At 70.9% G+C, this 23,695-nt stretch carries 20 protein-coding genes; 7 read left to right on the top strand and 13 right to left on the bottom strand.

Annotated features, from left to right (window positions below; genetic code table 11):
* Positions 1-181: 181 nt before the first annotated feature.
* The gene (locus tag IF12_RS0119195) at positions 182-835 is read right to left on the bottom strand and encodes a heme-copper oxidase subunit III (RefSeq protein WP_197034803.1); all 654 of its coding nucleotides are present in this window, start codon (positions 833-835) and stop codon (positions 182-184) included.
* A 224-nt stretch (positions 836-1,059) separates the two neighbouring features.
* On the opposite strand from IF12_RS0119195, the gene IF12_RS0119190 reads away from it, so the two are divergent.
* Positions 1,060-1,449, top strand: a complete 390-nt coding sequence (locus tag IF12_RS0119190) for a hypothetical protein (RefSeq protein ID WP_369807735.1) — start codon at positions 1,060-1,062, stop codon at positions 1,447-1,449.
* Positions 1,442-2,503, top strand: coding sequence for an anthranilate phosphoribosyltransferase (gene trpD, locus IF12_RS0119185; protein WP_030161296.1), 1,062 nt, complete (start codon positions 1,442-1,444; stop codon positions 2,501-2,503). Before IF12_RS0119190 ends, trpD begins: the two co-directional genes overlap by 8 nt.
* Before the next feature lie 201 nt (positions 2,504-2,704).
* On the opposite strand, the gene IF12_RS0119180 is transcribed toward trpD, so the two are convergent.
* The 3 genes from IF12_RS0119180 to IF12_RS0119170 form a co-directional block, all read right to left on the bottom strand.
* Positions 2,705-3,487 (bottom strand): zinc ribbon domain-containing protein, encoded by a 783-nt coding sequence (locus tag IF12_RS0119180; protein ID WP_051704615.1) that lies wholly within the window; start codon positions 3,485-3,487, stop codon positions 2,705-2,707.
* Position 3,488: 1 nt separating this feature from the next.
* Entirely contained in the window at positions 3,489-4,313 is an 825-nt protein-coding gene (locus IF12_RS0119175) for a Nif3-like dinuclear metal center hexameric protein (RefSeq protein ID WP_030161292.1), read from the bottom strand.
* Positions 4,314-4,502: 189 nt separating this feature from the next.
* The gene (locus IF12_RS0119170; protein ID WP_030161290.1) at positions 4,503-5,741 is read right to left on the bottom strand and encodes a helix-turn-helix domain-containing protein; all 1,239 of its coding nucleotides are present in this window, start codon (positions 5,739-5,741) and stop codon (positions 4,503-4,505) included.
* A 510-nt stretch (positions 5,742-6,251) separates the two neighbouring features.
* Here IF12_RS0119170 and IF12_RS0119165 point away from each other — a divergent pair.
* Entirely contained in the window at positions 6,252-6,509 is a 258-nt protein-coding gene (locus IF12_RS0119165) for a hypothetical protein (protein WP_030161288.1), read from the top strand.
* Between the two features lie 303 nt (positions 6,510-6,812).
* On the opposite strand, the gene IF12_RS0119160 is transcribed toward IF12_RS0119165, so the two are convergent.
* Entirely contained in the window at positions 6,813-7,607 is a 795-nt protein-coding gene (locus IF12_RS0119160; RefSeq protein WP_030161286.1) for a metallophosphoesterase, read from the bottom strand.
* Between the two features lie 169 nt (positions 7,608-7,776).
* Here IF12_RS0119160 and IF12_RS0119155 point away from each other — a divergent pair, with 169 nt between their 5' ends.
* The gene (locus tag IF12_RS0119155; protein ID WP_035749622.1) at positions 7,777-9,816 is read left to right on the top strand and encodes a M3 family metallopeptidase; all 2,040 of its coding nucleotides are present in this window, start codon (positions 7,777-7,779) and stop codon (positions 9,814-9,816) included.
* Between the two features lie 43 nt (positions 9,817-9,859).
* On the opposite strand, the gene IF12_RS27065 is transcribed toward IF12_RS0119155, so the two are convergent.
* The 6 genes from IF12_RS27065 to IF12_RS0119130 form a co-directional block, all read right to left on the bottom strand.
* Entirely contained in the window at positions 9,860-11,572 is a 1,713-nt protein-coding gene (locus IF12_RS27065; protein ID WP_197034801.1) for a stealth family protein, read from the bottom strand.
* A 288-nt stretch (positions 11,573-11,860) separates the two neighbouring features.
* Complete coding sequence (locus tag IF12_RS0119145; protein ID WP_030161280.1) at positions 11,861-12,496, bottom strand: 2'-5' RNA ligase family protein; 636 nt, start codon at positions 12,494-12,496, stop codon at positions 11,861-11,863.
* A gap of 144 nt (positions 12,497-12,640) precedes the next feature.
* Entirely contained in the window at positions 12,641-14,392 is a 1,752-nt protein-coding gene (gene cydC, locus IF12_RS23340; protein WP_051704613.1) for a thiol reductant ABC exporter subunit CydC, read from the bottom strand.
* Complete coding sequence (cydD, locus tag IF12_RS23335; protein ID WP_051704612.1) at positions 14,389-16,098, bottom strand: thiol reductant ABC exporter subunit CydD; 1,710 nt, start codon at positions 16,096-16,098, stop codon at positions 14,389-14,391. Before cydD ends, cydC begins: the two co-directional genes overlap by 4 nt.
* Positions 16,098-17,093 (bottom strand): cytochrome d ubiquinol oxidase subunit II, encoded by a 996-nt coding sequence (gene cydB, locus IF12_RS0119135; RefSeq protein ID WP_030161278.1) that lies wholly within the window; start codon positions 17,091-17,093, stop codon positions 16,098-16,100. The genes cydD and cydB overlap by 1 nt, the downstream gene beginning before the upstream one ends.
* Before the next feature lie 14 nt (positions 17,094-17,107).
* Positions 17,108-18,514, bottom strand: coding sequence for a cytochrome ubiquinol oxidase subunit I (locus tag IF12_RS0119130; RefSeq protein WP_030161276.1), 1,407 nt, complete (start codon positions 18,512-18,514; stop codon positions 17,108-17,110).
* A gap of 188 nt (positions 18,515-18,702) precedes the next feature.
* Between IF12_RS0119130 and proC the strand changes: the two genes are divergently transcribed.
* The 3 genes from proC (at position 18,703) to IF12_RS0119115 (ending at position 21,125) form a co-directional block, all read left to right on the top strand.
* Positions 18,703-19,509, top strand: a complete 807-nt coding sequence (gene proC, locus IF12_RS0119125; RefSeq protein WP_030161274.1) for a pyrroline-5-carboxylate reductase — start codon at positions 18,703-18,705, stop codon at positions 19,507-19,509.
* A 160-nt stretch (positions 19,510-19,669) separates the two neighbouring features.
* Entirely contained in the window at positions 19,670-20,611 is a 942-nt protein-coding gene (locus IF12_RS0119120; RefSeq protein ID WP_030161273.1) for an NAD-dependent epimerase/dehydratase family protein, read from the top strand.
* 64 nt (positions 20,612-20,675) lie between these two features.
* The gene (locus IF12_RS0119115) at positions 20,676-21,125 is read left to right on the top strand and encodes a GNAT family N-acetyltransferase (RefSeq protein ID WP_197034800.1); all 450 of its coding nucleotides are present in this window, start codon (positions 20,676-20,678) and stop codon (positions 21,123-21,125) included.
* Positions 21,126-21,195: 70 nt separating this feature from the next.
* On the opposite strand, the gene IF12_RS0119110 is transcribed toward IF12_RS0119115, so the two are convergent.
* On the bottom strand, positions 21,196-22,812 hold the full coding sequence (locus IF12_RS0119110) for an endo-1,4-beta-xylanase (RefSeq protein ID WP_051704611.1): 1,617 nt from the start codon (positions 22,810-22,812) through the stop codon (positions 21,196-21,198).
* A gap of 284 nt (positions 22,813-23,096) precedes the next feature.
* The gene (gene bfr / locus IF12_RS0119105; RefSeq protein ID WP_030161267.1) at positions 23,097-23,579 is read right to left on the bottom strand and encodes a bacterioferritin; all 483 of its coding nucleotides are present in this window, start codon (positions 23,577-23,579) and stop codon (positions 23,097-23,099) included.
* Between the last annotated feature and the right edge of the window lie 116 nt (positions 23,580-23,695).

Here is a 23,695-nt window from a genome sequence, read left to right as displayed (position 1 = left end):
GGTTGTTGCCTCACCTTTATCTAGCTCTCGAACCGGGTCGAAGCCTGTTCGGCCTTGGCCCGACCGGCTGCCGCGAAGGGCGGCGGCCGTCCGTTTCTCGGATGGGCCTCGGCGCGGGGCCGGGGCCTGTTGCCATGTGCCGCCAGCGCGTTTTCGAAGGGCGCGGGCGGCGGGTCGTCTGTCAGTACTGGGCCATCGGAAGGAAGTAGATCACGGCGAACAGCGCGATCCAGACCACGTCGACGAAATGCCAGTAGTAGGACACCACGATGGACGCGGTGGCCTGCGCGGGGTTGAAGCGCCCCATCGTGGAGCGGATGAGGAAGAAGATGAAGGCCGCCAGACCGCCGGCCACGTGGAGGCCGTGGAAGCCGGTGGTCAGGAAGAACATGGTCCAGTAGCCGTCGGTGGCGATGGTGTGCCCTTCGGCGACCAGGTTCCGGTACTCGTTGATCTGGCCGAGGAGGAAGACCAGCCCCATAACGAAGGTGAGCGCGAACCAGCGGCGGAGGGCGAAGACGTCGCCGCGCTCCGCGGCGAAGACGCCGAGCTGGCAGGTGATCGACGAGGCCACGAGGATCACCGTGAAGGTCAGCGCGTAGGGGATCTCGAGGTGGCCGTAGCCTTCCTCGAACATCGCCGGCGCGGAGGCCTGGATGGAGAAGTACATCGCGAACAGGCCCGCAAAGAACATCAGTTCGCTGCTCAACCACACGATGGTGCCGACACTGACGACGTTGGGCCGTGTCAGTGAGTGGATTCGGCTGGGGTCGATAGTTGTTTCGGCGGCAGTCACGGGCACATTATTACGTTCCGTCGGCCCCAAGCTGCGCATGGGGTGTGTTCATCGCGCGTGTCGCGCGGCGGTAGGCTCCCGGTCCTCGGGACCGTGTTCGCAGGTCATGCCCGGTTCGGCTACTTTGGGCGTTCGTGGACCGGGAAGTGGCCGCGCCGGTCTTCCCATTTCGGTGTGGCCGGTTTAATATGCGAGGCGTGAGTACCTCAACGACCGAGTACGCGGTCCTGCTTTACAGTCATCGACCCGCAGTCATCGAGCAGATGCGCTCGGCCATCGGCGATGAGCCGGTCGAGGGGGTCAAGATCGAGTACGCCGTCGCCGGCGAGTACCTCGAGGCGGTGGCCTTGATCGACAAGTTCGAGATCGATCTGGTGCTGCTGGACGGCGAGTCGCAGCCGGCGGGCGGCATGGGGATCGCGCGGCAGCTGCGCGATGAGTTCGACGAGCCGCCGACGCTGGCGGTGGTGGTGGCGCGGGCGGCGGACCGCTGGCTGGCGGCGTGGTCGCGGGCGGACGCGGTGCTGATGCACCCGCTCAACCCGGTGACGACGGGGCAGACGGTAGTAGACTTGCTGGTCAACCGCGCAGCGGGCGCGGCGCCGGCGCAGCGCGCCGCGTTATCCCTCCTCGACTGGAGTCCTTATGTCTAGTGCGACCTGGCCCGATGTCCTCGCGCGGCTTTCGAGCGGCGCTCATCTCGACGAGGCCAGCGCGGATTGGGCGATGGCGGAGATCATCGCGGGGAACGCCGATCCGGCGCAGTTGGCGGCGTTCGCGGTGCTGCTGCGTTCGAAGGGCGAGACGCCGGAGGAGATCGGTGCGATCGCGGGCCGGATGCTGGCGGAGACGACGCGGTTGGATCTGTCGGATCTGGGTGTCGCGGTGGACATCGTGGGCACCGGTGGCGACGGTTCGAATTCGGTGAACATCTCGACGATGGCGGCGATCGTGGTCGCGGCGTCGGGGGTGCCGGTGATCAAGCACGGGAACCGGTCGGCGTCGTCGAGTGTGGGTTCGGCGGACCTGCTGGAGGCGCTGGGGGTGGACCTGGAGGCTACGGCCGAGCGGGTCGAGGCGTCGGTGCGCGAGGTGGGGATCGGGTTCTGCTTCGCGCGGACGTTCCATCCGGGGATGCGGCACGCGGGTCCGGTTCGGGCGGCGCTGGGCATCCCCACCGTCTTCAATCTCTTGGGTCCGTTGACGAATCCAGGGCAGCCGGCGGCGGGTCTGATCGGTTGCGCGGACCCGGTGAAGGCGCCTTTGATGGCGCAGGTGTTCGCGGCGCGGGGCGCTTCGGTGTTCGTGGTGCGCGGTGACGACGGTCTGGACGAGATCTCGACGTCGGCGACGACGTCGGAGTGGATCGCCTCGGGGGGCCGGGTCTCGCAGGGTTCGATCGACATCGAGGAGTTCGGGCTGGTGCAGGCGGGTCCGGATGCGCTGCGGGGCGGCGACATCGGGTTCAACACGAAGGTCGCGCGCGAGGTGTTCGCGGGTAGGACCGGCCCGGTGAGGGACGCGGTGCTGATCAACGCGGCGGCGGCGCTGGCGTCGCGGCAGGGGTTGATCGACGGGGTGGATCTGCATGATGTGAAGATCCGCCGGGGTCTGCTGGGCGCGAATCTGGCGTTGGCGGCGAAGGCGATCGACGGGGGCGCGGCGACGGATCTGGTGGCGCGCTGGGCGGAGTTCAGCAAGGCCTAGACTCAGCAAGGCTTAGACGTAGACGAGAAGGTGGGGCGCATCACGCGACCCACCTTCTCGCATATACGACATATCCGAAATGTCCGCCCGGGGGACCCCTTGGTTCAAGGCTATGCCGGGGCTACGACACTTTGCGGCCCTTCGCGTTCTCGCTTCCGGGGGCGATCGGTTCGCGTTCGCGGTGCGGGAGGGCCGCGTCGGCTAGGTGTACTTCTTGAGTTCTTCCTCGGAGGCGAGGGTGGTCGGCTTCGATTGCGGGAGTTCGGTGCGGATGAGGACGCAGCCGCATTCCTCGCAGCGCAGGACCTCGTCGATGGGGGCGGCCTTGATGGGGATCATGTCGGCCGGGGACTTCTCGATGCGGCAGGAGCCGCAGCGGCGGCCGACGAGTTCGGCGGCGGCGATGGGCTGGCGGGCGTGGATGCGTTCGTAGAGTTCGACGAGGCGGTCGGGGACGGCGATCTTGAGGGCTTCGCGGGTGGACCCGGCGTCGTCGGTCTCGGCGTCGATCTGGGCGATCGTGCGGTCGCGGTCGGCTTCGATCCGGGCGAGGGCCTCGCGGGCCTGTTCGACCTGGCCGCGGGTGGTCTCGAGTTCGGTCTCGACGCTTTCGCGGCGTTCCATGAGTTCGAGCTGGTCGTCTTCGAGGGTGCCTTGGCGGCGGGCGAGGGATTCGAGTTCGCTCTGGAGGCCTTCGAGTTCTTTGGCGGTGGCGGCGCCGGAGGCCATGCGGGTGCGGTCGCCTTCGGCGCGGCGGGTGACGAGTTCGACTTCGCGTTCGACGCGTTCGATGTCGCGGTCGAGGTCGGCGAGGTCGCCGGAGAGGTGGGCGGCCTTGTCGCCGAGGCCGCGCAGGCGCTGGGTCGCGGTGGCGAGGGCGGGGTCGGCGTCGAGTTTGCGGCGGCGCTGTTCCAGCTGGGTGAGCTGGGTGTCGACCGCCTGGAGTTCGAGCAGTCGGCGCTGATCGAAAAGGTCGGCTTTCAACTCAGTTCACCCCGGGTTTCTGGTGGATGGTCCACGGATCGGTGTCGATGTCGGAGACGGTGACGTCTTCGACGAGACGGGACAGTTGCTCCGCAACAGTATCGAGCCAGGGTCGCTCGGTGGCCCAGTGGGCGGCGTCGATGAGCGCGGGGCCGCTTCCGGCGAGGTGTTCGCTGGCGGGGTGGTGGCGCAGATCGGCGGTGAGGTAGGCGTTCGCTCCGGCTGCGGCGGCGTCGGCCAGATACGAGTCGCCGGCGCCGCCGCAGACGGCGACGGTGCTGATGCGGCGGTCGGGGTCGCCGGCGGCGCGGACGCCCCAGGCGGTGGGCGGGAGGGCCTTGACGACGCGTTCGACGAGGTCGGTGAGGGTGAGAGGGACGGGGAGGCGGCCGATGCGGCCGGTGCCGCGGCCGGTGCCGTCGTGTTCGGGGCCGGTGAGGGGGCGCAGGGGCCGCAGGTCGGTGAGGCCGAGGCGGTCGGCGAGGGCGTCGGAGACGCCGGGGACGGCGACGTCGGCGTTGGTGTGGGCGACGTAGAGGCCCATGCCGGATTCGATGAGGGTGTGGACGAGGTCGGCCTTGTAGTCGGCGGCGGGGTCGAGGCTGGAGACGCCGCGCAGGAGGAGGGGGTGGTGGGCGACGATGAGGTCGCAGTCGCCTTCGATGGCTTCGATGACGGTCTCGGGGACGACGTCGACGACGCAGAGGATCTTGCGGACCGAGTTGCCGCCGCGGCCGCAGACGAGGCCGACGCGGTCCCAGGACTCGGCCCAGCGGCGCGGGTACAGGTCGTCGAGTGCGGCGGTGATCTCGCTGAGCGTGCGCATGCCACGAGTGTATTGAGGCGCGGGCGCGAACGGGTCCCGGTGTCGGCGCGGGCGCTGATCGGAGCGGCAGTGAACGCGTCGTTCACTCTATTTCGGATCGTTCGGCTCGCGGCGGCGGTGCAGGGGCGCCCGGAGCCGGAGCAGCTTCGGCTCCGGGCGACCCTTCGCACCTTTCCGGTGCAGCCGCGGCTAGTTGAGGGCGCCGACCTCTTCGGCGAGGCGGCGCATGTCCTGGGCGGGTTCGCCCTTCGTGCGGTGCAGGATCTGGTCGATCAGCTCGATCGCCATCGGGCGGCACCGGATCTCGGAGGGCGCGTTCCGGTCGGCGGTCACCAGGTGGCGCCCGGCCAGGTCGATGTCGCCGATCTGGACGCAGGCCCGCGCCATGTCCAGGTAGTGGTGCGCCCGGCGTTCGGCCACGAGGTCGGCCAGCGCGGCCGGCGGGATCCGGTCGTGGACGGCGAGGGCGTCGCCGCCTTCGCCGAGTTCGACGAAGGCCGCCGCGCGGTGGAGCATGACGTTCGTGGGTCCGAACGAGGTGTAGTAGTAGTTGGCGTCGCGGCCGAGGATGTTGGCCGCCCGGGAGGCGCTGTCGAGCAGGTCGGCGCTGGTGGTGCCGTCGCCGGCGAGCGCGGCGGCCATGGCCCCTTGGAGGAGCAGGGTGCCGTAGACGCTGATTTCGGCGGGGCTGGAGGCCTCGCCGCCGGTCTCGGAGATGAGGCCGTGCGCGACTTGGACGTTGAGGTCGAGTGCGGCCTGGTAGCGGCCGAGTGCTCTGAGCGCGTTGGCGACCCGGGTGGTGGCGATGCCGGCCAGGAGCGGGTCGTTGCCGCGGTTGGCGGCGGATATGGCCCTGTCTGCGGCGAGCCAGGCGAGTTGTGCCTCGCCGAGTTTGCGCAGGACGGTGGAGGCGATCTGGTAGACCTGGGTCATGAGTTCGGCGGCGTCGGCGCTGGTGCCGCCTACGGGTCGGTCCTCGGCGACGGGGGTGTCGCGCAGGAGTTGGATGAGGGATCGGGCGACGACCGGGTAGTGGCCTTTCTCGAAGGCGAGCCAGCAGTAGTTGACGGCGCCGCGCAGTTCGGGGATGGGCGTCGGGTCGATCGGGGCGGCTTCGAGGAAGCGGCCGAGTCGTTCGTAGCGTTCGAGGGATTGGCGGATGGACTCGACTTCGACTTGGTCGAGGCAGCCGCCCATGCCGGGTCGGCGTTTGGGTTCGCGGCCGAGCAGTTGCGCGGCGTCGATGCTGAGCGATTCGGCCAGTTCGGTGATGACCGAGTACTTGTCGAGGCGGCGCACGCCGCGTTCGATCTTGTCGACCCAGCTCTTGGACTTGCCGATGCGGTCGGCGAAGACCTGCTGGGACATGCCTCTGCGTTGTCGCCAGTAGGCGACGCGCCGCCCCATGGGCTGCGTTTCGGACTCCATTTCAGACCCCACCGTCTATATAGGAGTTACACGTGGACTTCGGGATGGTCTCCCGTCGCTGCGGTGTCGTATTCGGTTGTGTCGGCCTCCTTCGCAGGCGGCTTTCCGGTGCGGGCCGCTCTGGTGGAGCGGCGGCGCGGTGCGGGCCCGTTCGGGTCCGGCTCCGACGTGCCGTTTCGCGGCCGTGCAGTCGCGATCGAGGCGTCGGGCGCCTTGCGGCGCGTCAGCGGCTCGCGGTCTCGTGCTCCGCGTGCGGTCCGGCGCCGCCGTCGCGGCGCCGGCGGTGCCCGCCCTGGGCGTCCCGACATTATGTGTTTACCGTCTTTTCCGTTCGCGCACAACGGTCGCCAGCTGCCAATATCACGCTGTGGCGGACCGCCACTACAGTGTTTCCCACTCCACGAGGGACACCGCCTGTTATATGGGGTTTTGACCGGTTTCGATCGCCCGAAGGCAGGAAATCTGCACATGCAACGTGTCGATTCAAGGGCCTGGATCGTTGTGTCGGATATGAGACATCACCGAGTCCCCGAGCGCCGCGAACCTCCTCGCGCCTTCCGCAGGGCCTTCCTCATCGCGGCCGTCGCGACCGCTGCGGCGGCCGCCGTGGGCTACGCGAGCGCCCATTCCGCGCTCGCCGGCTGGGCGGCCATCGGCGTCGGCGCAGCCGTCGCCGTGAGCCTGTGGATGGAGTCGCACGCCGGGCGCACCGCCACTCCCCCGCCGGTCATGGGCCTGTCCTTCGTCCAGCGGCGAGGCGAGGACTGACACGAGCCAGGGCGGCGCCCGGCTGACCCGCAGCGGCGCCTCCGGCGCTGCGGCGCCGCCCGTTCCCCCCGGTGGTGCGCCGTCCGGTCCGCGAAGATCGGGCGGCGCGCTCGAAGACCGGACCCCTCCGTATGCCGCGGTGCGCCGCCCGGACCTGCCGTCGACTGGTCCCGTCCGGGCGGCGTATCGCTTTTAAGAGGGCGCAGTCGAGCCGGGCGGCGGCGCGAGGAACGCGGTCCGCGCGGAACGGGGCTCGGGCCACGGCGGTCGACCGAATCGCGGTGCTTCCGCACGGAGCGGGGCTCAGTCGAGGCGGACCACCAGGCACTTGCCGCCTTGGTAGACGCCGCCATCGACGTTGAGGGCCAGGCCGTCGCAGTAGCGGCGGGCCTCGGTCACCTCGCTCGGCTCCAGCTCGGTCGTGTCCGGGATCGTCGAGTGGCCGTGGACGATCTCCTCGCCGCCGAACGAGCGGAGCATCGACTTCACTCGGTCGGGGCCGTCGGCGCCCATGAACTCGTGGCGCCGGGTCAGCTCCCGGAACAGCTGCCACCACTCCTCGGGCTCGTCGGCGGCCATGATCGCGCCGATCGCGGCGTTCACCGCCTCCACGGTCCGCCCGTACCCGAGGTAGGACTCGGTGTCGGCGTGCACCAGCAGCGAGCGGCCCGCGACGTGGACGGCGCGGCGCGTCTCCAGCCAGCGCACCTCGTCCTCGGTGAGATCGCCCAGCTCGTCCTCGAAGCCGCCGTTGAGGACCCACCAGTGGAGGAACTGCCGGGCCTGCCCGTCGACGTCGGTGAACGCCACGTCGCCGAAGCGGCGGGAGCCGAGCACCAGCACCTCGTGGTTGCCGATGAGGGTGTCCACGCCGCCGCCGACCTCGGCGGCCTGGTCGGCGAGGTCGCGCAGGAGCCGGACCACGGCCACGCCCTCCTCGCCGCGGTCGAACAGGTCCCCGAGGATCCACAGGCGAGCGTCGCCGCCCGACCATCGGGCGTCCCCGTCGACCAGTCCGCGATCGCGCAGCGCCTCGACGAGCGCATCGTAGTGGCCGTGGACGTCGCTGGCCACGTACAGCGGACTCGTATCAGGCATGGAGCCGATATTAATCCGGCCCGGGCCCGTTCGGTGAAGTTGTCGCCCGCTATTCCAATGAGCTTGCCGGACGGCAAGCGGCCGGAATAGGATTCGGCCACCGCCCGCACACGCCCGCCGACCGGCGCGGGGCCGCGGGCGGCGACGACCACCGCAGCGAGGAGCCTCCGTGACCGAGAACCCGTTCCTGACCCCCTCCGAACTCCCCTACCAGCTCCCCCCGTTCGAAGCGATCGAGGCCGAGCACTACCTCCCGGCGTTCGAGGCGGGCATGGCCGAGCAGCTCGAAGCCGTCGCCGCGATCGCCACCGACCCCGAGGCGCCGACCTTCGCGAACACCGTCGTCGCCCTGGAGCGCACCGGCCTGGGCACCCTCCAGCGGGTCACCATCGCGTTCTACAACAAGAACTCCTCCGACACCGACGACGAGCTCCAGGCGATCGAGACCGAGATCAGCCCCAAGCTCGCGGCGCACTCTGACAAGATTCACCTGAACGCGGCCCTGTTCGCCCGCCTCGACGACCTGTGGAACCGGCGCGCGGAACTGGGCCTGGACGAGCAGGACGAGCGCCTCCTCGAGCGCTACCACACCGAGTTCGTCCGCGGCGGGGCCGCGCTCGACGACGCCGGCAAGGAGCGCCTCTCCCGGATCAACACCGAACTGGCCGAACTGTCGGCCAAGTTCAACCAGGGCATCCTCGGCGACATCAACGCCGCGGCCGTCCACGTCACCGACCGCGAGGAGCTCGAGGGCCTCAGCGAGGACCAGATCGCCGCCGCCGCGGCCGCCGCCGACCGCGACCTCGAAGGCTGGCTCATCACCCAGTCGAACTTCAGCGTCCACCCCTACCTGGCCGACCTCAAGCACCGGCCGCTGCGCGAGCGGCTCTACAAGGCCACCATCGCCCGCGGCGGCGGCAACGCCGAGACGCTCCTGGCGATGGTGCGCCTGCGCGCGGAGAAGGCCCGGATGCTCGGCCACGAGCACCACGCCGCCTACATCGCCGCCGACCAGACCGCCGGGAACGCGCAGATCATCGCCGAGCGCCTCGCCGGGCTCGCCGCCGCCTCGGTGCGCAACGCGCGCCGCGAGGCCGCCGAGCTCCAAGAGGTCATCGACGCCGAAGGCGGCGACTTCACCCTCGCGGCCTGGGACTGGTCCTACTACGCCGGGAAGGTCCGCCAGGCCAAGTACGGCTTCGACGCCGAGGCCCTGCGGCCTTACCTCGAACTCGACCGGGTCCTGGTCGACGGCGTGTTCTACGCCGCCGAGAAGGAGTTCGGGCTGACCTTCGCCGAGCGGCCCGACCTCGTCGGGTACCACCCCGAGGCGCGGGTGTGGGAGGTCTTCGACAATGGCGAGCCGCTGGGGCTGTTCGTGGGCGACTTCTTCACGCGCGACTCCAAGAAGGGCGGCGCGTGGATGAACCCGCTCGTCGTCCAGTCGGACCTCACCGGCGACAGGCCCGTGGTCGTCAACAACCTCAACATCGTGGCGCCCGCCGAGGGCCAGCCGGCGCTCATCACCGTCGACAACGCGACCACGCTGTTCCACGAGTTCGGGCACGCCCTCCACGGGCTCCTGTCGGCCTGCCGGTACCCGAAGACCTCGATGACCTCCACGCCGCGCGACTTCGTCGAGTACCCCTCGCAGGTCAACGAGATGTGGCGCCAGTGGCCCGAGGTCGTCGCCAACTACGCCCGCCACCACCGCACCGGCGAGGCCGCCCCGGCCGAGCTGCTCGACCAGTGGGAGGCCTCCGGCCAGTTCGGCGAGGGCTTCGCCTCCACCGAGTACCTCGCCGCGGCCATCCTCGACCAGGCCTGGCACCGCCTCACTCCCGAGGAGGTCCCGGGCGGCGGCGAGGACCCGGCGAAGGCCGTGGAGGACTTCGAGCGCGCCGCGCTCGAAGCGGCCGGGATCGGGCTCGAGGAGATCGCCCCGCGCTACCGCTCGGGCTACTTCGCGCACATCTTCGCCGGCGGCTACTCAGCCGGGTACTACTCGTACATCTGGTCGGAGATCCTCGACGCCGACACCGTCGAATGGTTCAAGGAGCACGGCGGCCTCACCCGCGAGAACGGCGACCACTTCCGCGAGTTCCTGCTCAGCAAGGGCGGCTCCATCGACCCGATGGAGTCCTACCGGCGGTTCCGCGGACGCGACGCCGAGATCGAGCCGCTGCTGGAGCGGCGCGGCCTGAAGTGAGCGGCGCGGGGGCCCGGACCGGTCGGTCCGGGCCCCCGGCCGTCTACAGCGCCACCGCCCGCTCGTACGGGGACGGGACCGGGAAGTACGCCTCCAGGAAGCGGCCCATCATCGCCGAGCGCTCCTCGGCCACCTCGGGGGCCAGCCCGGCGTCGTTGATGCAGAACGTCTCGCGGTCGCGCCGTTCCAGCAGCAGCTCCAGCCGCTCGGCCGCGTCCGCCATCCCCAGCTCCACGTAGGCGTCGCGGGCCTGCCCGACGACCGCGCGGCCCGAGAAGTACGCGTAGTAGTGCAGCAGCGTCACCGTCGAGACGTCCGTGACGTCCCGGAACGCGCTGCGCGCCGTCCGCGCCATGTCCTCGTCGAACTCCTTCGCGACCTCCGCGAGCACACTGCGCTGCAACGGGTACGGCACGTGCTTCATCATCCGCGAGATCGTGCGCCCGAAGGCCCGCTCCAACAGCGCCCGGTCGTTCTTGAACGCCGCGTTCGGCGGCGTGTCCGCCCGGCTCACCGGGTCCATCCCGATGAACGTCTGCGCCGGGAAGTACCGCGAGAGCCCGCTGGGCTCGAAGAACAACTGCGGCCCGACCGGGCGGCCGATGAACATGTCGTCGTTGAAGTACAGGAAGTGCTCCGAGAGCCCCTCGATGCGGTGCAGCTGCGTCTCGATCGCGTGCGAGTTGAACGTCGGCAGGCAGTCCGGGTCGTCGAACAGGTCCCGGTGGTCGACCACCGTCAACCCCGGGGCCTCCGCGTCCAACCAGTGCGGACGCTGCCGGTCGGTCACCAGATACACGTGGCGCACCCACGGCGCGTTCAGATGCAGCGAGCGCAGCGAGAACCGCAGCTCGTCGCGGTCGAGGAACCGCGCCTCGTTCGCCGACTCCGCGTGGTACGGGGTGTGGCCGGCCTCGGCCCGGCGGCGCAGCCAGGCGTGGTCGGCGCCGTCGACCCACGTGTAGACCACGTCGATCGGGAAGTCCACGTGGTCGGGGGCGGGCCGGGCGAACTCCGACCGCGTCTGGACGCGCGGCAGCGCGGTGCGAGGACCGCTCGCGAGCGCGGTGAAGAGGTTCCCGGGGGCCGAGACCATCGCGCCGTCGGCGCGGACGACCGGGCCGATGCGGTTGTGCCGGGGCGCCAGCAGGTGGCCGTCGCCGGTGTCGGACCAGAATTCGATGTCGCAGCCGTAGTCCTCGCCGAAGACGAGGTCGCGGCCAGGGTCGGTCCACAGCCACGTGGCGCGCACCAGCGGCACGTCCCCCATGTCGGCCCGGCGGGCCCACTGCGGGCGGTCCAGGCCCAGCTCGGACTCGCGGAACGCCGGCTCGGGCACCGTCAGACGCCCGCCGGTCGAATCGCACAGCATCGCCAGCGCGGTGCACACCCGCTGGCGGTCGGCCGCGGCGGTGGCCAGGACCGGGCGGGTGAGGCTGAAGCCGGGCACGGCGAAGTGGTCGACGCCGGCGGCGGTGAGGATCGCGGTGACGATCTCCAGGTTGCGCCGCCACACTTCGAGCGGGGTCGGTGCGGTGAGGGCGTAGGCGGGCCGGATGTGGCCGTCGTGGAGGAGGTGGCCGGAGGCGAGGTCGGTGAAGAACCCGTACGGTTCGGTGACCTCGGTGCGGCCCGAGGGCGGGCCGACGGGGCCGCGCTCGTAAAGACGGGGTTCGTTCAGCTCCGCCGCTTCATCGAGCGGGGGGACGAATGCGGTCGAACGGGTTGCGATACGACGGTCATTGGCTGCGAACAATCGACACCTCCTGACACTGACGGCTTTGGGCCGCTCCGGGTTGACCGGGGACTGCTGCGTGGACCATGTGCCGAGCCGAGGGGTGGCGCCGCCGCCCGGTGCTACCGGGTGCTGTCGGTCAAGGGGGCTGGTCTTCGGTGACCGTGCCTGAACGCCGCGTGTCCTGGCTCTGACACATGCCTCAACAGTAGGCCACAGGCCGGTGACGTTTCGGTGTCGGATTCGCGTCTCAAGGGTCAATCGTTTCGGGCGCCGCGCGTGGCGGCGTCCGTGGGTTCGGCCTTTTGCCTAGGCGCCCAAGGGGATTCGAGCGATGTGCTCCCAGGTGTAGGTGGAGGCGTCCTCGGCTTGGATGACGCGGACGAGGTCGACGCCGGTGACGGTGATCTCCGTCCTACCGGGCCTGACGTCGCGCAGGCGGTTCTGGATCGCCCCGCGCTGGCGGTCGACGCCGACCTCGTCGGAGCGGTAGGAGAGGGAGACGTGGCCGGGGCCGCCGCCGGGGCGGGCGACGCGGCCTGCGACGACGGCGTCGATCGAGGCGACGCAGGCGTTCTTGAGCCGCTCGAACTGGTTGTCGGGGAAGGTGTCGAGCATGATGGCGCCGGTGGCGGCCAGTGCGGGCCCGATGGTGAGGGGGAAGGCGGGGATCGCGGCGGCGCTCTCCCGGAGGCGTTCGATGAGGCACTGTCGGGTGTCCTCGTCGATGTCGGCGGCGTCGCATTCGACGGAGGCGACGGTGGCGTGGAGCCATTCGTGCGGGACGGGCCGGTCGCCGTCGGTGCGGTCGATGACGTCTCGGTAGGACTCGGCGACCGCCTTGACCTGGTCGAGGTCGGTCAGGTAGACGTGGAGTTTGGTCCAGCCCTCGGGCCAGCGCTGCCCGGATCGGGGGACCTCGGGCTGGTGCGCAGTCGTGTTCACCGCTGATGCCTTAGTGAGTGTTCTGGATGCGGCGGGCGCCGGTCGGGCCCGCTCGGTGCCGCGGGACGTTCGCGGCGGCACCGGGTTGGGAGTCTACACATCGCCTTCGGGTTCGCGCACGCCGTGATCGGTGCGTGCGCTCTCCTATGACGATAGCGAGGTGGCGGCGGTCGCGGGGTTCGCGGCGGCGCGCGGCGCGGGCAGGGACGGGTCGAGGCGGACGACGCGGTCGACGATGCCGTCGGGCAGGGGCCGGTGGGTGATGATGATGGCGGTCTTGCCTTCGAGGGCCGCGGCGGCGGTGCGCAGGACGCGGTCGGCGGTGGCGGCGTCGAGGTGGGCGTCGGGTTCGTCGAGGATGAGGACTTCGCGGTCGGCGAGGAGGCAGCGGGCGAGGGCGATGCGGCCTCGTTCGCCGCCGGAGACGGCGCGGCCGTGTTCGCCCAGGCGGGTGCGGAGGCCGTTGCCGGTGCGTTCGAGGGCGTCGAGCCAGTCGCGCAGGCCGGCCCAGCGCAGGGCGCGGGCGAGGGCCTCGTCGTCGGCCGCGGGGCGGGCGAGGCGGAGGTTCTCGGCGAGGGTGGTGTCGAAGATGTGGGCGTCCTGGGAGCAGAGGCCGACGATGCGGCGGAGGTCGTCGCCGCCGTATTCGGCGAGTTCGACGCCGCCGAAGCGCAGGCTCCCCTCGTAGGGGAGGAAGCCCATGAGGGCGGCGGCGAGGGTGGACTTGCCGGAGCCGGAGGGGCCGGTCACGGCGACGCGTTCGCCGGGTTGGACGGTGAGGTCGAAGCCGGAGAGGGCGGGGGCTTCGGCGCCGGGCCAGGTGACGCTGAGGCGTTTGATCGCGACGAAGGGCGGGCCGCCGAGGGGGTTGGGTTCGTAGTCCATGGGTTCGGCGGGGTCGGGGCGCGGTTCGGTGGCGCGGGTGATGTCGAGCAGGCGGCGGCCGCAGGCTTTGGCGGCGGCGGTCTGCTGGGCGGCGGCGGGGAGGGCGAGGACGGGTTCGAAGGCGGCGAGGGGCACGAGGGCGAGGCAGGCGAGGAGGACGCCGTCGAGGGTGCCGGCGGCGACGGCGGGGATGCCGGTCCAGAGGGCGCCGCAGACGGCGGCGGCCATGGCGGCGAGGACGAGGGTCTGGCCGAGTCCGGCGGTCCAGGCGATGCGGGCGTCGGCGCGGCGCAGGCGCTCGTCGCTTTCGAGGACGCGTTCGAGGGCGGCGGCGTCGGTGCCGGCGGCGACGAGTTCTTCGCGGCCGTGGAGGCAGGAGCGGACGCCTTCGGTGAGGTCGCCGCGGGCGTCGGCGGTGGCGCGCACGGCGGCGCGGGCCGACCAGGAGGCGAGGGCGGGTCCGGCGAGGGCGGCAGTGAGGAGGGCGGCGGCGAGGAGGAGGCCCGCGGCGGGCAGGAGGGCGGTCTGGAGGGCGACGGCGCAGGCGGCGACGGCGAGGGCGCTGGTGAGCGGGAGGGCGCCGCGCAGCCAGCGGTCGCCGACGCCGTCGACGTCGTCGACGAGGCGGGCCTGGAGGTCGCCGGTGCGCCAGACGGGGACGCCTGCGGGGGCGAGGCGGACGAGTTTGCGCCAGACGGCGATGCGGAGGCGTTCGAGGCCGCGGAAGGCGGCGTCGTGGGAGACGAGGCGTTCGGTGTAGCGCAGGACGCCGCGACTGATGCCGAACAGGCGCACCGAGGTGATGGCGACCATGAGGTAGAGGATCGGGGGCTGCTGCCAGGCGCGGGAGATGAGGTAGGCGGCGACGGCGAGGAGCGCGAGGGCGCTCAGCTGGGAGAGGGCGCCAAGGCCCGCGCCGAGGCCGAGGCGCAGGGCGATCGGGTTGCGCCACAGGGTGAGGCGGCGAAGGCTCGGGTTCGGCGCTGCCTTGGTGAGTTCGGTGTCGGTCACCAGTCCACCTCTCGGTCGGCGATCGCGCGCACCGCGGGGCGGTGGGAGGCGATCAGGACGGTCCGGTCTTCGCGGTAGGGCGCGAGGGAGGCGAGCACGGCGTGCTCGGTGTCGGCGTCGAGGTGCGCGGTGGGTTCGTCGAGGAGGAGCACGGGCGGGTCGAGGAGGTCGGCGCGCAGCAGGAGGCGGGCGAGGCCGACGCGGGCGGCCTCGCCGGCGGAGAGCCCCGCGCCGCCGGCGGCGACGCGGCGGGTCGCGGCGGGGGCGTGGGCGGCGGCGAGGGCCCTGGCTACGGCGGGGTCGGAGGCGCTGCCGGGGACGGCGAGGCGGACGTTGTCGGCGACGGTGCCGTCGATGAGGACCGGGCGCTGCGGGAGCCAGGCGATGGAGCGGCGCACGGTGGCGAGGTCGAGATCGGCCAGGTCGGTGTCGTCGAAGGCGATCGAGCCGGACACGGGCGTGCGGAAGCCGACCAGGGCGGCCATGAGCGTGGACTTGCCGGCGCCGGAGCGGGAGGTGAGGACGGTGGTGCGCCCGGCGGGGACGGTGAGGCTGCGTTCGGGCAGCGCGTCGCGGCCCGGATAGGCGAAGACGGTGCGGCGGAACATGATCGTGGGGGCGCGGTCGAGGGTGGTGCGCATGGCGGGGGCGCTGGTGAGGGCCGTGGCGGCCGTGACGGCGCCGGTCGCGGGCGCGGGCGGTTCGGGCCGGTCCTCGCGTTCGGGTTCCTCGGCGATGATCGCGAAGACCTGTTCGGCGGCGGCGAGGCCCTCGGCGCTGGCGTGGTAGTGCGCGCCGACGTTGCGCAGCGGCAGGTAGGCCTCGGGGGCGAGGATGAGGACGAGCAGGGCGGTCTGGAGGCCGATGACGCCGGTGAGGCCGCCGCCGACGAGTTGGACGCCGACGGTGACGGCGACGACGGCCACCGACAGGCTCGCGGCGAGTTCGAGGACGAGCGCGGAGCAGAACGCGATGCGCAGCAGAGCCATCGAGCGGCGCCGGTAGGCGCCGGTGGTCGCGGCGATCGCGCCGGTCTGCTTGGCGGCGCGGCCGAAGGCCTTGAGGGTGGGCAGTCCGGCGACGAGGTCGGCGAAGTGGTGGGCGAGGTGCGCGGTCGAGGCCCACTGGCGTTCGGCCCGTCTGCGCGTGTACAGGCCGATGAGGATGCCGAACATGGGGATGAGCGGCAGCGTGACCAGGACGATGAGCGCCGCGGGCGGGTAGGCGGCGAGCATGACGGCGAGGACGGCGACGGGCACGAGGACGGCCAGGACGAGCTGGGGCAGGTAGCGGGCGAAGTAGGCGTCGAGCGCGTCGAGGCCGCGGACCAGGAGCGCGGCGGTCTCGCCGGAGTGGTGGCGGCCGGAGGGCAGGCGCATGAGCCGCTCGAGCGCCTGGCGGCGCAGCCCGGACTTGATCCCGGCGGCGGCGCGGTGCGCGGCGGCCTCCTGGACCGAGGCCAGGAGCGCGCGGGCGGCGAGGACGGCCCCGAGCCACAGCAGCCGCGGGGCGAGGGCGGCGAGGTCCTCGCCGCCGGCGAAGGCCCCCGCGATGAGGCCCGCGATGAGCCACGCGCCGACGACCACGCACGCGGTCTGGGCCAGGCCCAGCGCGGCGCACACGCCGATGTAGGCCGCCGACCCGCGGGCGCGGTGCAGGAGGCGGCGGTCGAAGGCGCCGGCGGGCTTCGGTGCGAGCGTGGTCATCAGGCGGGGATCCTCTCGACGGCGACCCTCTTGCGGAAGACCCAGTACGTCCAGCCCTGGTAGAGCAGGACGATCGGCAGGAAGACGAGGGCGGCCCAGGTCATGATGCCGAGGGTCTTGGCGGTCGCGGCGGCGTTCTGGTGCGTGAGCGTGTTCGCGGGGTCCGAAGTAGAGGGGAGGACGTCGGGCCAGAGGGCGCAGAAGAGCGCGGCGGAGGCGAGGCCGATGGTGAGCGCGGTGGCCGCGAAGGCCCAGCCGCCGCGGCCGGTGTAGTCGAGCGCGAGGCCCGCCAGCAGCGCGAGGACGGCCAGGAGGATGAGGATCAGCGTGACGGCGTTGCCGTAGGCGATCTGGGTCCAGATCAAAAACGCGAGCGCGGGGACGGCGGCGGCCGCCCCGGTGCGCAGGCCGACCCTGCGGGCGCGCTCGGCGATCTCGCCGGCGGTCTTGAGGTGCAGGAAGTAGGCGCCGTGGGCGGTGAACAGCAGGAGCGTCGTCAGGCCGCCGAGGATCGCGTAGAGGTTGAGCAGGCCCCAGAAGGAGCCGGTGTGGTCGAAGTTCGCGTCGAGGGGGACGCCGCGGACGATGTTGGCGACCACGACGCCCCACAGGAACGCGGGGACGACCGATCCGACGACGATGCAGCGGTCCCAGCCGCGGCGCCAGCGGTCGGTCTCGCCCTTGCCGCGGTACTCGAAGGCGACCCCGCGGAGGATGAGTCCGATGAGGATCATGAACAGCAGGAGGTAGAAGCCGGAGAACAGGCTCGCGTACCAGTGGGGGAAGGCCGCGAACATGGCGCCGCCGGCGGTGATGATCCAGACCTCGTTGCCGTCCCAGACCGGGCCGATGGTGTTGATGAGGGCGCGGCGCTCGCGGTCCTCGCGTCCGAGGACCGGCAGCAGGGCGCCGACGCCGAAGTCGAAGCCCTCCAGGATGAAGTACCCGGTGAACAGGACCGCGATGGCGATGAACCAGACCGTCGTCAATTCCATGGAGTGTCCCTTGATCAGTAGGCGAAGGCCATGGGCTGGTCGGCGTCGTCCGGCGGCCCGGAGGAGGCGAGCGCGTCCGCTTCGCTGGGCGGGCCCGCCTTGGCGTACTTGAGGAAGAGCTTGAGGGCGATCACGGCGAGCACGAGGTAGACGAGGGTGAAGCCGGTGAGGGAGAGGGCGACGGTGGACACGCCGACGCGCGGTGAGACGCCGGCGCTGGTCTCCAGGAGGCTGAAGACGACCCAGGGCTGGCGGCCCATCTCGGTGAAGATCCAGCCGGCGCTGTTGGCGAGGAAGGGGGTCAGGGCCGTCCACATGACGGCCGGCCAGAACAGGCGGTGGGCGGGGAGGCGGCCGCGGCGGGTGGACCACCAGACGATGACGGCCATGGCGATCGCGATCAGGCCGAAGCCGATCATGAGCCGGAAGGACCAGTAGGTGAGGGGGATGTACGGGGCGTAGTCGCCGGGGCCGTAGAGGGCGTTGTACTGGGCGTTGAGGTCGTTGATGCCTTCGACGCGGCCTTGGGTGGAGCCGGTGGCGAGGAAGGAGAGGAGGCCGGGGATCTCGATGACCGGGGTGCCGGTGCGCCCGTCGAGCGAGCCGAGGGTGAGCACGGAGAACGGCGCGTTGTAGGTGGTCTGGTAGAGCGCCTCGGCGGCGGCCATCTTCATCGGCTGGGTCGCGGTCATGACCTTGCTGAGGGAGTCGCCCGAGAGGATGAGGCCGAGCCCGCCGACGAGGGTGGTGAGGATGCCCAGGCGCATCGCGGGGCGGTGCACGTCGAGGTCGCGGCGGTGCTGGAAGTGGTAGCCGGAGACGGCGATGACGACGACGCCGGCGGTGAGCCAGGAGGCGAAGATGGTGTGGGGGAAGGCGGCGAGGACGACCGGGTTGGTCAGGACGGCGCCGAAGTCGGTGAGTTCGGCCCTTCCTGCGGTGGCGTTGATCTGGTAGCCGACGGGGTTCTGCATGAAGGCGTTGGCGGCGAGGATGAAGTAGGCGCTGGCGAGGGAGCCGAGGGCGACGAGCCAGATGCAGGCGAGGTGGAGGGCGGGTTTGAGGCGGTCCCAGCCGAAGATCCAGATGCCGATGAAGGTCGATTCGAGGAAGAACGCGACGAGGGCCTCGAAGGCGAGCGGGGCGCCGAAGATGTCGCCGACGAAGCGCGAGTAGGCCGACCAGTTCATGCCGAACTGGAACTCCTGGACGATCCCGGTGACCACGCCCATGGCGAGGTTGATGAGGAAGAGCTTGCCCCAGAACTTGGTGGCGCGGAGGTAGGCGGTCTTGCCGGTGGTGTGCCAGAGGGTCTGGAGGAGGGCGACCAGGAGCGACAGGCCGATGGTCACGGGCACGAAGAGGAAGTGGTAGACGGTCGTGACGCCGAATTGGATCCGGGCCAAGTCGAGAACGTCCATATCGCCCCAATCGCGCATTGAGTGCCTGAGTCCGATTATCGTGGCAGCCCCTCCGGCGGCGAGGGGACGAAACGCTCAATCGGACAGTTTTTCGCGAGTGCGAAGTTCTCGCCCAGTGGTCGAGGGGCGCGGTCGCGGCGGTGCGCGAGGCACAATCGATGAGGCCATCGAGAGCGTGAGGAGACGGTATGCGGACAGTCGCGGTGCTGGGTGCGGGGAAGATGGGGCAGGCGATCGTGTCGGGCCTGCTGCGGGCGGGATGGTCGCCGGACTCGGTGATCGCCACGGCCCGCAGCGCCGAGCGCGCCGCCGAGCTGCGCGAGGCGTACGGGGTGCGCGTCGAGCCGAACGCCGAGGCGGTGCGCCGCGCCGAGGCCGTGATCGTCGCCGTCAAACCGCAGGACGCCGGTTCGCTGCTCGAGGAGCTGACCGGGGCCTTCGACGGGAGCGCGCCGGTGGTGAGCATCTGCGCGGGACTGCCGGTGGCGTTCTTCGAGAAGCGGCTGCCGGACGCGACGCCGGTGGTGCGGGCCATGCCGAACACGCCGGCGCTCGTGGACGAGGCGATGACGGTCCTCTCCCCCGGCACGCACGCCGACCAGGCGTGCCTGGCGGCGGTCGAGGAACTGTTCAAGCCGCTGGGGCGGACGCTGGTGGTCGAGGAGAAGCACCAGGACGCCGTCACCGCGATCTCCGGTTCGGGGCCGGCGTACTTCTACTACCTGGCCGAGGCGATGACCGAGGCCGGAGTGCTCATGGGGCTGCCGCGGGCGGTGTCCTCGGAGCTGGTGACGCAGACGGCGCTCGGCGCGGCCCGGATGCTCCGCGAGAGCGGCAGCTCGCCGGTGGAGCTGCGCGAGGCGGTCGAGTCCCCGGCGGGGACGACGATCAGCGCGGTGCGGCAGCTGGAGAACCACCGGGCGCGCTCGGCGGTGACCGACGCGATCGAGGCGGCCCGGGACCGGGCGCGGGAGATCGCCGACGAGTACGCCTGAGCACGAGTCGAGGCCCGGACGCGGTGCGTCCGGGTTTTTTCGGGCGTAGTAGAGATCACTGATCGCAAAAGTGAGCAGTGCTCTTGACAGTGGCGGAGGCGCGTGGGAGGGTTGAACAGAACCGAGAGCACCGCTCTCTCTCTTTTGAAGGGACTCCCCCATGACCGACCACGTGATCATCGGCAAAGGCCAGATCGGCACCACCGTCGCCGCGATCCTCACCGCGCGCGGCGAGCGCGTCCGCGTCCTCAGCCGCTCCGGCGGAACGAGCGGCGACGGCGTCGAGCACGTCGCCGTCGACGCCAGGGACGCCGAAGCGCTCGCCGCCGCCAGCGCCGGGGCCGAGGTCATCTACAACTGCGCGAACCCGGCCGGGTACCACCAGTGGGCCGAGGAGTGGCCGCCGATGTTCGCCGCGATCCTGGGCGCCGCCAAGCGGCACGGGGCCTCGCTGGTCAACACCGGGAACCTGTACGTCTACGGGCCCGTGGACGCTCCGATGACCGAGGCGACGCCGCTGCGGTCCCCCGGCCACAAGGGGCGCATCCGGATCCGGATGTGGGAGGACGCGATGGCGCTGCACGAGGCCGGGGACCTGCGGTTCACCGAGGCGCGGGGGTCGGACTACTTCGGGCCCGGGGCGCTGGCGGACGCGATGCTCGGCGAGCGGATGGTGCGCCCGGCGATGGAGGGGAAGACCGTGGACGTCTTCGGGGACCCCGAAGCGCCGCACACGTTCACGTACATCCCGGACATGGCGCGGGCGCTGGTGCGCCTGGCCGGGGACGACCGGTCGTGGGGGCGGCCGTGGCACGTGCCGTCGGCGCCGGCGGTGTCGATGCGGGAGGCGATCGCGGAGCTGGGCCGCCAGAGCGGCACGGACCCGAAGGTGCGGCGGCTGCCGTGGTGGGTGCTGATCCAGGTCGTGGGGGCGTTCAAGCCGGCGATGCGGGGCATGGCCGAGACCCGGCACCAGTGGGACGGGCCGTACGTGATGGACTCCTCGGCGTTCACCGAGGCGTTCGGGGACGAGCCGACGGACCTGGCGACGGCGCTGGCCGAGACGCTCGAGTGGTGGAAGGGGCGGCTCGCGGAGGCGTGAGGCGGCCGACGGGTGCGCGTGAGCGTCCAACCGCTTGGCGGCGAACGCTGCTCTAATGGCGGGTATGCGCGAAATACGGAAGAGTGGGTTCGCGGGGCTCGACGGCGCGGCGGTGTTCGGCCTCGCCAGGCTCCGGCAGGCGGTGTTCGTGGTCGAGCAGGAGTGCCCGTACCCCGATCTCGACGGGTACGACACCGATCCGGAGACCGTGCACTTCTGGTTCGACGGCGAGGACGGGGCGGTCGCGTGCCTGCGGCTGCTGCGGGACCGCTCGGTCGGCGGTTCGGGTTGGCGGATCGGGCGGGTGTGCTGCGTTCCGCAGGAGCGCGGGTCGGGTCTGAGCGGGCGGCTGATGGCCGCGGCGCTGGAGTCGGTGGGGCCGGAGGCGGAGGTGGTGCTCGATTCGCAGACGTACGCGGCCGGGTTCTACCGCAAGTACGGTTTCGAGGTCGCGGGCGAGGAGTACGTCGAGGACGGGATCGCGCACGTGCCGATGCGGCGGGCCGGGAAGTAGTCGGACCCGGGAGCGGGGCCCCGGCTGGGCTGCTGGACGCAGTGCTGCCCCGCTCCCGGAAGTCTCGCCGTTACGCCTCGGGTTCGAGGCTGTCGGGGTCGACGATGCCCCAGTAGGCGGCCTTGGCCTGGAGGCGGTCGTCGAAGATGAGCGGCGCCTCGTGCGGTCGTGCGACCGGCCAGGTCCGCAGCCACGAGACGGCGTCGTAGAGGCCCCACATGGTCACCGATTCGAGGTCGTCGGCGCGCTCGCGTAGGAGGGCGAACAGGTCCCGGTAGTACTCGCCTTGGGCGGCGAGGCGTTCGGGCGGGGTCTCGGGGAGGCTCTCTTCGGGGTAGTCGGAGACCGAGACGTCGAGTTCGGTGATCGCCTGGAGGACGCCGAGTTCCTTGAAGGCGTCGATGGACTCGGCCAGGAGCGACACCGGGCGCCGGTAGTCGACGTGGGCCTGGTGGCCGATGCCGTCGACCGGGACGCCTCGGTCCTGGAGGCCCTGCACGAGGTTGTACATCGCCTCGCGCTTGTCGGGGAACTCGGTGTTGTAGTCGTTGATGAAGAGCTTGACGCCACTGGGGAGCGCTTCGCGGGCGATGGTGAAGGCCGCGTCGATGTAGCCGCCGCCGTCGAAGACCTCGTACCAGCGGGAGCGGCGCAGGCCGTCGGGCTGGTCGGGGTCGATCACCTCGTTGACGACGTCCCAGGCCCAGATGCGGTCGCCGTAGTGCTCGCCGATCGCGGTGACGTGGGCTTCGAGGCGGTCGAGGAGGAGCTGCCGGTGCTCGGGGGTGCTCTGGAGCGGCTCGCCGTCGGCGTCGAGGAACCACCAGTCGGCGGTCTGGTTGTGCCACAGCAGGGTGTGGCCCCAGACCTGCATGCCTTCGGCTTCGGCGAAGTCGACGATCTGGTCGGCCGGGCCGAAGTCGAAGAGGCCTTCGGCGGGTTGGATCGTTTCAGGTTTCATCTGGTTGCCGGGGGTGACCTGCGCGAAGTGCCTCGCGAGCAGTTCGGAGGGCCGGCCGACGACCTCGGGCGGCTCGACGGCGCAGCCGATCGGGAAGTCGGCGGCGAGGAAGGCCTTGAGCGGCACGAGGTCCTCGATCTCGGGGTCCTCAATCCTGGTGAGCGTGAAGTCGTCGAGCAGGATCGGGGTGAGGCTCTCGTCGGACTCGACGTAGAACTGGAGCCGGTCGGCGGGCTGGGCGATCGAGTAGGTGCCGGAGAACTCGACCCAGTCGTCGGCGGTCACCGCGGTGTTCCATTGGACGGTGTCGTAGTGGGTGGCCTCGCCCGCGTCGCGCTGCACGGAGGTGCGCAGGTCGGCGGGTTCGCCCGAGGGCAGGCGCAGGCGGACTCGGAGCCGGTAGCGGACGCCGACTTCGATGTGCTCGGTGAGGTCGATCGCGGCGCCGTTCCAGGAGGCGGTGCGGCCCTCGACGAGGAGGTTCGCCTCGGCGTTGACCGAGACGGCGGCGTCGCCGCGGCCGGTCCAGCCTTCGGTGGTGCCGGAGGAGAAGCCGGTCTCCAGCAGCAGGTCGTCGGCGTGGGCCGAGGAGGTGGCGAGGGTGAGGACCCCGGCAGGCAGGAGCGTCGCTCCGGCGGCCAGGGAGGCGGTGGCGAGGACCGATCGGCGGGTCGTGCGGCCCGGTTCGGGCGGTCGCTCGATCGCGTGCGGTGAGGGGGAGTCCATGGACGGCTCCTTCGTGTCGTGAGAGGGAAGGACGCAGTCGGCGGGGGTCGTGGAGTGCCGGCCGCGACCATCGGTTGAACCTTGAGTTGAACCTCGAGTTCCGAGAGTTTCGGAAACTTTCATTCAAAGCATTGATATGTTACGATCCGAACGTCGGCGCTGTCAAGGCGGCGACCTACCACTGTGGCGGAGATGTGAGGGGCTCTGCCGCAAGAAGAAAGGGGGCCGGCCGAAAGGCCGGCCCCCGCCTCTGTTCAAGGCTCTGAGCTGGGGAGACGCCGAGGCTATGCGGCGTCGGGCTGCTCGATGAGGCTCTGGATGTAGAGCGCTTCGCCGATCTTCTCGATGATCTCGAGCTGCGTGTCGAGGTAGTCGATGTGGTGCTCCTCGTCCTTGAGGATGCCTTCGAAGAGGTCCCGCGAGACGTAGTCCTTGACCGACTCCATGTGCTCGATGCCGCGCTTGAGGCGGTCGATCGCCTCGACCTCGATCTCGCGGTCGCAGCGGAAGATCTCCTCGACCGAGGCGCCGATCCGCAGCGGGAACAGCCGCTGGTAGTTCGGCATCCCGTCGAGGAACAGGATCCGGTCGGTCAGGACCTCCGCGTGGCGCATCTCGTCCATCGACTCGGCCCTGGTGTACTTCGCGAGCTTGGTGTAGCCCCAGTTCTCCTGGATCTTCGCGTGGAGGAAGTACTGGTTGATCGCGGTGAGCTCCGCGGTCAACTGCTCATTGAGGAATTCGATGACCTTCTTGTCGCCCTGCATTGCAATCCGTCCTTCCCGGTCCGTCGGTCGCCGGTCGCGTGGCCGACGATCCCACACTAGGACCAGGTCGGGGCCCATTTCCAGCCAGGAATGCCTAAAATAGGACAACCTATCCT

This window comes from Glycomyces sp. NRRL B-16210 (assembly GCF_000719515.1).
In the GTDB taxonomy this organism is placed as follows: domain Bacteria; phylum Actinomycetota; class Actinomycetes; order Mycobacteriales; family Micromonosporaceae; genus Glycomyces.
The sequence above is the reverse complement of the archived record's forward strand: the minus strand, read 5'-3'. Positions and strand labels throughout refer to the sequence as shown.